The organism is Arthrobacter sp. 9V (genome assembly GCF_902506065.1).
GTDB lineage: Bacteria > Actinomycetota > Actinomycetes > Actinomycetales > Micrococcaceae > Arthrobacter.
Genome location: NZ_LR732912.1, coordinates 4,797,993 through 4,810,210, shown reverse-complemented (window position 1 = coordinate 4,810,210; position 12,218 = coordinate 4,797,993). Strand labels below are relative to the sequence as shown.

The following is a 12,218-nucleotide window of genomic DNA, read 5'->3' as shown; positions in this document are numbered from 1 at the left end:
GTATCAGCGCTGGCGTTTTCGCGATGCCAGATCGCTCAACCACCGGACGTAGCTGTCTACAGCCACATCTTCGGTAAGGACCCTGTCGCTGTACTGCCGCCCCGCAGCTCCGAAGTCCTTGGCGGAGTCAGGATCCTTGCGCAAACGTTCGATGGCGGCCACCAGGTCCCCCGGTGATCCGGACTCAGCCCGTATGCCGGCCCCTGCAGCCGATAATTCGTGTGCCGTTGCGCTGCCTGCCTCGGTGGCGGCAATGATCGGAAGACCCGTCACGAAGTAACTTGTCAGCTTGCTCGGCACAGACATCTCTTTGACTCCCGGACGCTCGTTGACGAGCAGGACATCGGCCGATCGGAGGGCCTCGGAATAGTCACGGTCAGGAAGCGGCTCCAGAAATTGCAGCCTGTCGATGCCCACAGCCTTGGATTCGAGGGAGCGCCGCTGATTGCCGTTGCCCAGCAAGACAAAACGAACGTCACTTCCGCTGTGCCCTGCCAGGCGGGCGGTATCAATGACGTTCTCCAACCCCTGTTTGACCCCCATATTGCCCGCATGGAGTGCCACGAAATCCGTTGCCGCCCAACCGAGTCGTTTGCGGGCGGCCGATCTGTCAAAGGAATGATGGTGTTGAACGTGAGTCCAGTTTCGAATCACCCGGACACGGTGCGCGGGAACCCCCAGGTCATTGATCACGTGCTCGCGAAATCGTTCGTGAATCACGTTTACTCCGTCCGCGGCGTTAAGGATCGCGGATTCAAGTCGCTTCATGAGCGAAGCCAACGGGGAACGCGCATTGCCCGTTTCCTCGATGCCCTTGCTGTAGAGATCCTGGACCCAGATGCCAACGGGAATACGGAAAAGGCGAGCCCGAAGAATGGCGAATGCTGCGGAGAACAGGGCGGGACTCACTACCAAAACCACGTCGGGGCGGTCCCAGCGCGCAAGCATTGTGCGGACTCCGAAGGTTATCTCCATGAGTAGACGGCCCAGTCCGTTGGGGCGTTTCGGGACGCTTGACCTTAGTCGAGTGACGGGCACGCCCGAAAGGTTCTCGTCCATGGAGAGGCCGGTGTAGCCGTCCCTGATCTTCCATTCGGGATAGTGGGGGTAGCCGGTCAGAACTTTGACCGAAACCCCGCGCCGCGCCAGCCCTTGGGACAGTTTGGTGGTGTACGGAGCGTTGCCGCTTGGTTCCGGGGCATAGTTCAGCCCCACGATCAGCGCTTTCACCAACTCTTACCGTTCAAATGAAATCCGATGGCACGGGCCTTTGTCCGGTGCGGAGCAGTTTTGTACGTCACAGGGGTGCCAGCGGCCAGCGGCCAAGCAGCTGCGGCCCAAACAGGGTCACTGCATGCCCCATGACGATGCCCGCAATCAATGCAATCCGCCGCCCCTTGCCCTTCATCCCTGAAGAGGGTTCAGTCAGGATTTCCCGTTCAGTATGAATAGCCAGGGTTGCAGCCACCGATTGATGTTCCAGGGCATGGGTGTTGCCCGTCATTGATGCTGAACATGCAGGCGCCCTCGTCGTGGTGTCCATTTGTCCTCAGCCTTCTGTCATTCGTTTACCACTCGATTGTGGTTGCGGGCTGACACCCCCTAGAGCGGCGGGGCGCCGGTTTCTCAGTGGAAACCGGCCGCGGTTCCTTCCGGTAGACGGCAGAGCGCCAGCAGAACTTCCCGCACCTTCGCTTTTCTCCGTGGAGATCCGCCCCGCATTAGGTATGGCCGCCGAAGACATCTGCGTGTAGTGGAAGAAGACTGCTCGCGATCGAGGCAACCCATGCCGCTCTGGTGGTCGTCAAAGCCGAGGCTGGGTGGACGCAACCTCGGCGCCTCGCCAGGCGCCGCCCGTCAAGGGCCGTTCCCTGACACGCAGGTGACCTGTGCTTCTATACGCAATACCCCTCCACCTCCACGGAGGTTCGGGAGGGCAGCGGCGATGCAACCTCGTGGTTGAGGCACAGAATCCCGCCTCCGGCTGTCCCTAAAGGTGACCCGGCGGATGGTCTCACCACTGAGAAAGTGAGGCCGTACCGCTCTAAGGGGGCGCGCACCGCAACAACAATCGGGGAGTACCCGAATGACAGAAGGCCGAGGACACATGGACACCATGACAAGGGCGTTGGCATGCTCAGCAACAACCGCGGGCCACGCCCATGCCCTGGAACACCACCGAGGATGAGCCGCTTGGATCTGGCCGGGTTCACCGGCGCCGGCTACCACAAGGGCCGTGGACTACTTTGGCAAGCGGCCTGGTTTTCCGTTCAAAATCTGGTCTTCAGTTCGTGGTGGTGTCCGTCGTCGTTACGTGTGCGCATACTTAGGGCCTTTGGCGCTTCCATTGGACGGGGAGTGAAGATCCGGCACGGTGTCAAAATCCATTGGCCTTGGAAGCTGACGCTGGGTAACAACGTGTGGATCGGCGTCGACGCCTGGGTCCTCAACCTTGAGCCGGTCACCATAGGTTCCGATTGCTGCATCTCCCAAGGAGCGTTCATTTGTACCGGCAGCCATTCATACGACTCCCCTACCTTCGAGTTCGATAACGCTCCGATTGTGGTTGGTGACGGTAGCTGGATAGGTGCCCGGGCAATAGTGCTGCGCGGCGTGAACGTCGGCGCTTCGTGCCTGGTAGGGGCCGGCGCTTTGGTAGTGAAGGACGTACCGGACGGAACGCGCGTGCTGGCATCGACGGGCACCACGTGGTCGGCACGGGTGGGCAGGGCAGGCGGAGAGCCGCGTTGAGCACTCTGATCGTCTGGTTGGGACTCTGCCTGGTTCTCAACGTCGTCTTCGTACGTCGCATGCACATAGTTTTAGCTGTTGTCATCGTGGTGCGGATCCTGGTCCCAGGTGTGGTTCAAAACGAAGTCATGCCCGGGCTGCATCCATCCACGTACCTGTTTCTCTGCTTCATGGTTGTCCAGCTCGCATTCGCTCCAAGCACCTTCGGACGTGCGCTCCGTTCTGCAGGTGTTTGGCCCCAGGCAATCATCGGCGGCATCGCGGCAGTCATGATGACCGACGTCGGAAACCCCGGCAGCGCTGGACTGCTGGACACTGCGATGTTCGTGTTCGGAATCGTCTGGGCGCCTTATTACGCCTTCGTGTTCATGCGATATTCAATCCGCTCCATACCGGGGGCAGGAAGAGTATTCCTGGTGACGTTTACGCTTCTGGCACTCGCCGAAGCAGTGCTATCGCAGTTTCAAGTGGCTACTGGTAAGCCCATAGTTTGGGAAAGCGATTTCTCCAGGATCTGGCTGTCTGGCACGGTTTCCGAACTTGGTGCCGCAATCGGAACCTTCGGGCACGGAATCCAAGTCGGGGTCTTTTTTGCAGCCGTCATGCCGCTTCTTGCCCTGATCAGATCGATGCTGCTGCGCTTCGCATTGGCCGCAGTACTCCTCGTCACTGTGCCGCTTGCCTATGGCCGCATGGGTCTTGTTCTCACCGTGGTGGGGTTCGTTTTCCTGGTGATCATCGGAGGGCGGAAAGTCCTTCGAAGCATTCTCTTCGCCGCCGTTGTACTCGTTGCCCTTGTTGTCAGCATTCAAGGTGTGGCCGGCGAGAAGCTCCTGCGGAAGTTCGAAGATGACAATGGTTCCGCCGCGCTTAGGGTGGCGGCTTTCGACTAGTTTTGGGAACATACCGCGGAGTTTTTCGCTGGCGGTTATCCGGGTAGCCGGGACCTCAAGGGTGTGGGCACCTTGGGCTCCAGCCTTGAGAATGGTTACTTCATGCTGGCTCTCATGTTCGGAATCCTCGCCGTGATTGCGTTCATCATCTTCATGGTGTGCCTCCTTTTAAGCCAGATCGACATCAGGAAAAGGGACAGCTGGCCCGGCGTCGCAGCAGCAGCTTTGATCATGGTTGCGATCAACGGCTACAGCTCCATTGGCGCGAATTCCATAGACGTTCATCTCTTCTGGTTCGTGCTCGCCATGGCGAGCTACCGATCCACCCGCACTCCTCAGGTGAAGGAGGACCCCCTAAAGACCTCCTCAGATCGGTTTCCGAATCCGGCCGATTCATCGGTCTTTCCTGCAGGGCGGGTACTGGCTACATGAAGGCTCGAATGCTCCGCAAGAGGAGCACGGACGCTGCTCAGGGGGAAAGTCATGGAAGCCGCATTTTCTATGCTGTAGCCGGCTCAGCCGTCACCCCTCTGATGTCCCTGGCTACGGCTCCTATCCTGGCTCAGTCACTTGGTGTCAGCGGCCGGGGCGAGCTTGCTGCCGGAGCGGCTCCCATGCTGTTCGCTGTGGCAATTGGAGCGCTGGGCATACCCGAAGCGTTGACGTTCTATATTGCAAGGCAGGCAAGGGGCGCCCGCAGGGCAGTGCTGCGGGCGTTCGGCATTCTGACGTTGCTTGGCGCCATTGCAGGTGTCTTTGTGGCCTTAAGTGCCCCGATCCTCGCCGATGGCAACACTGCGGTAGAGCAGCTCATCATGATGACGGCGATACTGACTATCCCCACATTTTGGGCTTCCGTTCCCAACAGCGTCCTTGCCGGTACACATGCATGGAAGCAGTCAGCTCTGATGGATTTCGCTCTCTCCATATTTCGGCTGCTACTCCTATCCGTTCTGGCCATGTCCGGTCACTTGATCCCCCTGACAGCAATGATCGTCATGCTTGGGCTTCCTTTGCTTAAAGGTCTCCTGACTTTGCCGTATCTCATCGAATACCGGCGAGGATCCACGAACGCCACCGCAAAGAGAGTCCGGCTGTTCCACTATGGGAGTCGACTATGGGTTGGCTCCTTGGCGGGCGTCGTGCTGCTGCGGCTGGATCAACTACTGATGATTCCACTGGCGGGCCCGGTGCAGCTGGGACTCTATGCGGTTGCAGTCAGTGTTGGCGAGGTTCCAGCAGCGCTGGCGGGAGCAGTACGCAATGTCGTATTTTCCGCAGATGCGGGAAGCTCCCACGATCGCGAGGACATGCGCCGCCTTCAACAGACAGCCCGTCTAACTTCAGCCGCCGCGGGCTTGGCGAGTATCGGAATTGGTGTGCTCCTGCCATGGGCAATTCCAATGTTTTTCGGAGCATCTTTTGTGAGCGCGGTCGCTGTCACCTGGGTGATCCTGACGGCGGTCACTTTGGGGACCCCCGGCTCAGTAGCCGGCGCTGGGTTGAGTGCCCGCGGGCGTCCCGGCCTCCGGAGTTGGGGAATGGTGATCGGAGCAGTAGCCAACACGGCAGTCCTCTTCATTACGGTACCAACGATGGGTGCAATGGGAGCAGCCCTGTCCACTCTGGTGGGCAGCATCGTTGCGGGGACCATGAATATTGTCTGGCTGCGCGCACACTTCGGGATGGGCATCCAAGGCTTCTACGGGCTTAGGTCCCAAGACATTCAGCTGGTCTTGAAAACGTTAACAAGAACAATAAGAAAGAAGAAAGTACATGCGCTTTCCAACTAGTCCAGGACGTCATCTCACGCTGGACATTGCGCTACCCAGGGTGCCTCGGCTGCTCTACAAGTCAGCGCTGATCTCCGGGCTACGGCTCCGTAACCGCTTCTCCCGACGACTAGTCACCGGTACGGCCGGAGTCGCCGTAAGCATGACCTCGTATGGGCGCCGACTGGGAATCGTGGCCCATGCGTTGGAATCCATTGCGGCCGGCTCGATCCGCCCATCCCGCTTGATTCTCTGGGTCGACGAGCCTGACTTCGACGTGTCCGCATATCCCATGCTCCAGCGTCTGGAAAATAGAGGACTTGAAATTCTCCATTGCGAAAAGCTTGGGCCGCACAATAAGTACTTCCCGTACTGCCGCGATTTCGCTGACCAAGGCTTGTCGCTCGCTGTAGCCGATGACGACATCATGTATCCGCACCATTGGCTTGAGGGCCTCATGAACGCCGCTGGACAGGAACAGATTCCGGGTTACCGGGCACACAGAATCACCACCGATTCCACTTCCGAAGGCATAACGCCCTACAACACGTGGCAACCGGCACCAGTAGATTCAATTAGCCACGCCAATTTCATGACCGGAGTCGGAGGAATGCTTCTTCCACCCCGGTTTCAGACCGTGTTGAGAGATTGCGGCACTTCGTTCATGGCAGTGACTCCTCGAGCGGATGACATCTGGCTGAATGCCCTGGCGATCCGCAACGGTTATCGACGCCATGTAATTGGCGCGGCCGGGCAACACCTCACGATTTACCCGCGATCACAGGAACAAGCCCTGCACAACGAGAACGTGAGCGAAGGCAAGAACGACACCCAATTGGCTGCGGTCTTTGGTCCGGATGACATCGCATCGGTGGCCGCAGACCTGGCCAACACACCATAATGGGAAGCACGCCAAGTACATATATCGACGCCATGAGGACGGTCCTTGTACACCCCTTTGGCAACGAAAACGTCCGGCAGACCCTGACGGCGCTAAGCGAACACGGCCAGTTGTCTGCTTTTGTCACCGCGATCGGCTGGACAGATTCGGAGGCATTGCCTTGGCTTCGGTCCGCAAGGTCTCTGGTTGAACGCCGGCTGTTTCCCATGATCGAAGACCATCAGCTGCACGTCACGCCGGCGAGTGAGCTGGTCCGCAATCTTCTTCTGCGTGCGCAGCCGCCAGCCATCCGGCGGCTTGGATCAGGATCAGGTCCTCTTTCCGCCCACTGGGTCGCAGAGCAGGTGCAGACCAAGGCGGTCCAGTCGCTCGGTCGCCTGAATCAGCCCACAGCGGTCTACGGATACTCAACCTTCGCTTCAAGGGTGTTCAAAGCGGCCAGGGAACGCGACATGGAAACCATCCTGGAAGTTCCGCACGTTCACTGGGCCACCACCAGGAGCTGGGCCGCTCAACTCGAAAGCCGGGCACCCGGCTGGGCGGTCACGGCACGCCAGGACCTGGTCCGGAACAAGGTCCACGCTATGGAAGACCTCGAGCTTTCGTTGGCGACCCGGCTGATCTCACCGTCCGCCCAAGTAACCAAGAGCTTGCGTGCGGCTGGGGTGAACAGTCACATCGTGGAGATACCTTACGGCTGTCCTGATGTTAGCCCCGGGCAAACCCCGCTGAACTGGGACGGCAAGGGGCCTCTGAAGGTGTTGTTCGTGGGCCGGATCGTAGGCATGAAGGGGATCGCGGACGTGGTGTCTGCGGCCAAGGCCCTTTCTTCTGCCGTGCACGTTACTGCCATTGGCCAGTTGCCTGGCGAGACGTTCCCTGCCCTTGAGGACATGCTGGGAGCGGTGGATTACCGCGGGACGATGCCCAGGAGCGAGATTCTCCAGGAAATGCGCAGGCATCACGTGCTGTTGCTACCGAGCCTTGTTGAAGGCCGTTCCCTTGCAGCGTTGGAAGGATTGAGCCAAGGACTGCCGGAGGTGGTTACAGCAGGAAGCGGAGTAGAGGACCTGGTGGCCCAAGGTGCGGGAACTGTAGTGGAACGCTTCGCGCCTGAGCAGATCATTGCCGAACTCCACCGCTTCCTGGACGATCCCGGACTGGTTGAAGAGCGAAGTGCCAAAGCGCTGGAAATTGCCAGAGCATCCGGGTGGGGGCCTTTCCGCGAGGGAACAGCGCAATTTCTCCAACAGATTGGGGGTGGCGTACGTGGCCAATGAGCTGAAAACCGGCCAGCGACCACCGCGAATCGTCTTGGTGGCGCATGTGTTCCATCCGAGCGTCGGAGGAGTGGAAATTACGTCCGACATCCTTGCGCGTGGATTCATGCGGCACGGGGCTGAAGTAACCGTCATCACCAATACACCGGAAGACCGCCCTACACGGGTTTTCCCTTACGACGTCTTCAGGCGGCCATCCCCATGGCGCCTGTTGGCGTTGGTGCGCAGGGCCGACGTCGTTTTCCATAACAACCCGGCCATCTCCTTGTGGTGGCCGCTGGTGCTGATCCGAAAGCCCTGGATGGTCACCCTCAGAATGTGGGTGACCATGCCGGGTGAAAAACTGTCCCGCTTCCAACGGCTGAAGTATGCCGCCAAGTATCGGATCATCGAGCGGGCGGATGTCCTTGTGGCAAACAGCAAGGTGCTGGCAAATCACGTAAAAGGTGACGTTGAAGTCATCCCGAACAGCTATCGGGACGAGTTCTTCTCCGTCCTCGACGACGAGGTGCGCGCTCCGCTGGGAATCGTGTACTTGGGTCGTCTGAGCCAAGACAAGGGCGTTGACCTGTTAATCCAGGCAACAGCTGAGCTCGTAGGAGAAATAGATGGCTTCACACTGACAATCGTGGGTGATGGCACCGAACGTGAGGCGCTTGAAACCCTCGCCGAAAAGAGCGGTTTGGGCGGCGCGGTGAAATTCCTGGGCTCTTTGGGACCTGAGGAGGCCAACCGCATTCTGAACCGGAATTCCATCGTCGTCATACCAAGCCGGATGCCTGAACCTTTCGGAACCGTGGCTCTGGAAGCGGCCGCCGCGGGCTGCGTGGTGGTTTATGCGAATCATGGCGGGCTGCCTGATGCCGCCGGAGAGCAAGCAATTGCCTTCACACCACTCGACCCGGCATCGTTGAGCAGCCACCTCCGGACACTGCTCAGCAATCCGGAGAACGTCGCTGCCCGGCGGAAAGACGCCTTAGCCCACGCTGACCGACATAAAGAAAGCGTCATGGTGGAGCGCTACTATGCGGCGATCGAACGCACTCTAGCGGAGACCGGTCATGGCAGGAATCACTAGGAACCCCATGAAAATTGTTCAGGTAGTAACCCTGGTAAGTCCGGATGGAGCCTACGGCGGCCCCGTTCGGGTTGCGCAAAACCAGGCGACGGAACTTTCAAAGCGTGGACACCAGGTCCAGATATTCGCTGGTGCACGCGGGGACGTGGACGGGGCGTACTTTGGTCCGGAGGTGCGAACCCGGCTTTTCAGGGCCCTGCGCATCATTCCCGGTACCGGGTTCGCCGGACTCTGCGCTCCGGCAATGCTGCCGTCGCTGTGGCGGACACTGAAGAACGCAGACGTCGTCCACCTCCACCTTGCACGTGACTTGGTAGTGCTTCCGGCGGCCCTCCTTTGCCTGGTTCGAGGCACACCCTTTGTAGTCCAAACCCATGGCATGATCGACGAATCGGAGAAGATGCTGGCAAAGATCCTGGACAGGCTGCTTACTCTTCGAGTGCTGCGGGCCAGTCGACGGTGCTTTTGGCTGACGCCCGAAGAGCAGACATCCTTGGGCGAACTTCTGGGCGATAGTCCCCAAACACTCGAACGGCTCGTCAACGGAGTGCCCTTGGCCAAGGTCATGTTGAACGATGTGGCAGCGGTTGAGGGTCACCGTGGATAAGGAGACGAAGTCCATCCAATTTCTTTACCTGGCCCGGCTGCACAGTCGAAAACGGCCGGCTGTTCTTGTCGACGCGGCTGCCATGCTGGCCAAAACAATTGACAAGCCCGTGGAGGTGGCTTTTGTGGGGCCGGACGAAGGCGAAGTTTCCAAAGTGCGGGGGCTGATTCAGTCCACGGAAACTTCGGACTGGATCCGGATTGAAGGGCCGTTGGCACCCGGCAGCACTCTTGACCGTATGCGACAAGCGTCCGTGTATGTGCTGCCCTCAGTTGATGAGCCATTTCCCATGAGCGTCCTTGAAGCCATGTCCGTGGGAGTCCCTGTTATCGTGACCGACAGCTGCGGGCTGGCGCCCTTTATTGCCGAGTCCGGCGCGGGGATTGTGGTCGACTCAAGCGTGGAGGCTCTTTCCGCAGCCATGCGCCGCTTTGTGGTAGAACCAGGGCTGCGAGCTTCCTCCGCCCAGGCCGCCCTCGCACTGGCAAGGGACAGATTCTCAATGTACGCGGTCACCAGTCAGCTCGAGGGCGTTTATCAGAGTCTTACCGGCCCCGCCGGGGAACGGCCGCATTCCTCCATGGAGCGTCTGATGGGGAGAAAGGGGGATCCCCCAAAAGCTACTGACAAAGCGGGAGGCGACTACGCAGAACCACCTCGGCCACAACACGGATGCGATGATGCGAATGGGTTCTGGCACAGGATGAAAGCCGTGGCTGAAGTCCCGGCCTTCGGTGAAGACCGCTTGGTCGTCCTAAATCTGGAGCGCGGCTCGCCCCTCGTCCTTTTGGGGTCCGCGACAGCGATCTGGGAACTCATTGACGGAACACACACTGAAGCGGACATTCTCAACGAGCTGCTGAGCGCCTATTCGGGAGCGGATGAACCGTCCATGGCAGAGCAAGTGAGCAGCTTCCTGACCGGACTCTCATTCCATGGCCTCGCTGAGAGAAGCAGTACTCCCTCTGCAGAAAATACTTAGTCGCAACACTTTCGGGGTTCTCAGTGCCCTAAGGCAGTACCGAGACTGACACTACAAGTCTTGGAATAGTACGCACCTGGCATGCATGGAGAGGACCACACAATTGCTGCAGGACGATAAACCTCAAGGGATGTCAGGCAATGACCTCCTTTCCGTAGTCCGCTCACGTTGGCTCGGGATCCTTATCATCACAGTGCTCATGGTGGGAGGATCCTTGGGATGGTACATCCTCCAGCCCAAGGTCTACTCCGCTGAATCAAGCGGCATAGTGGTAACAGCAGGGGCCGAAAACCTTGGCATGTCCCTCGCCGGAGACAACCTGGCCAAGTCCAAAGCCAAGGGCTATCAGTCTGTTGGCGAGTCCATTTTGGTAGCTGAAAGCGTGATCAGGACGTTGGGGTTGAAGGAATCCGCCCCGGACATCACCAGATCGATCAGCGTCAGTGTCCCCCTCGATTCAGTGGAAATCAGGGTCAGCGCACGATCATCTGATCCGCAGACCGCCCAGAATGTGGCGGATGCGTGGGTGACTGCCTTGGCCTTGCAGGTCTACGAACTGGACAAAGGAAACTCGAGCCCCGGCACAGAGCCTGTCACCAAGATCGTCCCGCTGGCCAAGGCGAGCCTGCCCTCGGCCCCCGTTTCACCGCTTCTCACGGCAACGCTTGGGATTGGACTGGCCGCAGGATTGCTCATCGGTCTTGGTTACGCACTCGCACGGAACCACCTGGACCGTAGGATTCGCGCGGCCAGCGAGATTGAGCGACTATTCGGCCTGGCAGTCGTGGGTACGTTGCCTCTGGACAAACGGCTTAACGAAAAGTCGAGCGTACTGGAAAATACTGCGGAACATAACCGGGTTCCAGGCGGCCATGCCATGGCTGAAGCGTTGAGGGAACTGCGCACTAACTTGGACTTCATTGATGTAGACAACCCTCCACGAATCCTGCTGATTACCAGTTCGCTACCTTCCGAGGGCAAGAGCACAGTTACCAGCAATCTGGCCGCCACCATCGCCGCTGCAGGCAGGGATGTCATTGTTGTGGATGCTGACCTTCGCCGGCCCACAGTTCACCAGGTCTTCGGTGTCTTGCCGGATGTCGGCGTGACAGACATCCTCTCAGGCCGGGCGGCAATCGATGACGTACTTCAGGAATGGGGTCCGAATCCCCACCTCCGGATCCTCACCGCGGGTCGCATCCCCCCAAATCCGTCAGAGCTCCTTGGTTCCCGGGCCATGGAACACCTTCTTAATGAACTTTCGCAGAGAGCAATTGTGCTCATTGATGCGCCGCCGCTGCTACCTGTCACGGATGCAGCTGTGCTTTCCCGCGTCGCAGACGGCACACTTGTGGTTGCGAGGGCACGCAAGACAACGCGGGACACCCTGTACCGGGCTCTCGGCAACCTCAGTCGGGTTCGCGGACGAGTGCTGGGTGTCATCCTCAACTGCGTGGCCACCAACGGACCCGGAGACGTCAACTACGGCTACTACGGAGCGTATGGCAGCGTAACTGACCCCCAGGACCCCAATCCTCTGGTGCCGGTCGCCACCCCTGTGTCAGCGGCGGCCGGTGCTTCGAAGGAACACTCCGTGAGTCCCTTGCCTGAACCACGGGAAGCTACGACGTTTCTGGATCCCGCAAGCCGATGGCGCGCTCCCCAGGATGGGTCCCGGGGCAGGCGTTCAGCACCTCCCAACTAGGTTGTCCTGCCAGCCCAAAGCTACCGGCAGACCCCTGCCTGCTCCCGAGTCGAGCTACCCCCAGGCTGTACCTTGCGTATGATCCGGTTCCAACCCGGTCCAGGCGCTGTAAGGTCAGCCCGGGGGTGCTCGGCTTTCTGCCGTGCAGCCCAGGCGTACTCGGCTTTCTGCCGTCAGTTCCAAGGGCAAGGGGCACCTCGTCGCCTTCGTACCCTTCCGGGCTGGAACTTGTCTTTCCCGGGGGCTGTG

12 protein-coding genes are annotated in these 12,218 nt (G+C 59.4%); 10 read left to right on the top strand and 2 right to left on the bottom strand.

Annotated features, from left to right (window positions below):
* Nucleotides 1–3 precede the first annotated feature (3 nt).
* On the bottom strand, nt 4–1,230 hold the full coding sequence (locus tag BACI9J_RS22210; RefSeq protein WP_159736270.1) for a glycosyltransferase family 4 protein: 1,227 nt from the start codon (nt 1,228–1,230) through the stop codon (nt 4–6).
* Nucleotides 1,231–1,297: 67 nt separating this feature from the next.
* Nucleotides 1,298–1,504 carry a hypothetical protein gene (locus BACI9J_RS22205; protein WP_159736269.1) on the bottom strand — a complete coding sequence of 69 codons (207 nt, stop codon included), beginning with the start codon at nt 1,502–1,504 and terminating at the stop codon, nt 1,298–1,300.
* 680 nt (nt 1,505–2,184) lie between these two features.
* Between BACI9J_RS22205 and BACI9J_RS22200 the strand changes: the two genes are divergently transcribed.
* The 10 genes from BACI9J_RS22200 to BACI9J_RS22155 all read left to right on the top strand — a co-directional run bounded on the left by BACI9J_RS22200 (nt 2,185) and on the right by BACI9J_RS22155 (nt 11,969).
* On the top strand, nt 2,185–2,751 hold the full coding sequence (locus BACI9J_RS22200) for a DapH/DapD/GlmU-related protein (protein ID WP_159736268.1): 567 nt from the start codon (nt 2,185–2,187) through the stop codon (nt 2,749–2,751).
* Complete coding sequence (locus BACI9J_RS22195) at nt 2,748–3,644, top strand: hypothetical protein (protein WP_159736267.1); 897 nt, start codon at nt 2,748–2,750, stop codon at nt 3,642–3,644. Before BACI9J_RS22200 ends, BACI9J_RS22195 begins: the two co-directional genes overlap by 4 nt.
* 72 nt (nt 3,645–3,716) lie before the next feature.
* Nucleotides 3,717–4,076 (top strand): hypothetical protein, encoded by a 360-nt coding sequence (locus BACI9J_RS22190; RefSeq protein WP_159736266.1) that lies wholly within the window; start codon nt 3,717–3,719, stop codon nt 4,074–4,076.
* An 8-nt stretch (nt 4,077–4,084) separates the two neighbouring features.
* Nucleotides 4,085–5,437 carry a lipopolysaccharide biosynthesis protein gene (locus BACI9J_RS22185; RefSeq protein ID WP_159736265.1) on the top strand — a complete coding sequence of 451 codons (1,353 nt, stop codon included), beginning with the start codon at nt 4,085–4,087 and terminating at the stop codon, nt 5,435–5,437.
* The gene (locus BACI9J_RS22180; protein WP_159736264.1) at nt 5,421–6,317 is read left to right on the top strand and encodes a hypothetical protein; all 897 of its coding nucleotides are present in this window, start codon (nt 5,421–5,423) and stop codon (nt 6,315–6,317) included. The genes BACI9J_RS22185 and BACI9J_RS22180 overlap by 17 nt, the downstream gene beginning before the upstream one ends.
* Nucleotides 6,318–6,349: 32 nt before the next feature.
* Nucleotides 6,350–7,597, top strand: a complete 1,248-nt coding sequence (locus BACI9J_RS22175; RefSeq protein WP_159736263.1) for a glycosyltransferase family 4 protein — start codon at nt 6,350–6,352, stop codon at nt 7,595–7,597.
* Nucleotides 7,598–7,667: 70 nt separating this feature from the next.
* On the top strand, nt 7,668–8,675 hold the full coding sequence (locus BACI9J_RS22170) for a glycosyltransferase family 4 protein (protein WP_159736262.1): 1,008 nt from the start codon (nt 7,668–7,670) through the stop codon (nt 8,673–8,675).
* A 7-nt stretch (nt 8,676–8,682) separates the two neighbouring features.
* Nucleotides 8,683–9,282, top strand: coding sequence for a glycosyltransferase (locus BACI9J_RS22165; RefSeq protein WP_159736261.1), 600 nt, complete (start codon nt 8,683–8,685; stop codon nt 9,280–9,282).
* Nucleotides 9,275–10,264 carry a PqqD family peptide modification chaperone gene (locus BACI9J_RS22160; protein WP_159736260.1) on the top strand — a complete coding sequence of 330 codons (990 nt, stop codon included), beginning with the start codon at nt 9,275–9,277 and terminating at the stop codon, nt 10,262–10,264. Before BACI9J_RS22165 ends, BACI9J_RS22160 begins: the two co-directional genes overlap by 8 nt.
* Nucleotides 10,265–10,394: 130 nt before the next feature.
* Nucleotides 10,395–11,969: a polysaccharide biosynthesis tyrosine autokinase gene (locus BACI9J_RS22155; RefSeq protein ID WP_159736259.1), complete on the top strand. Its 1,575-nt coding sequence runs from the start codon at nt 10,395–10,397 to the stop codon at nt 11,967–11,969.
* The last annotated feature ends 249 nt before the right edge of the window (nt 11,970–12,218 follow it).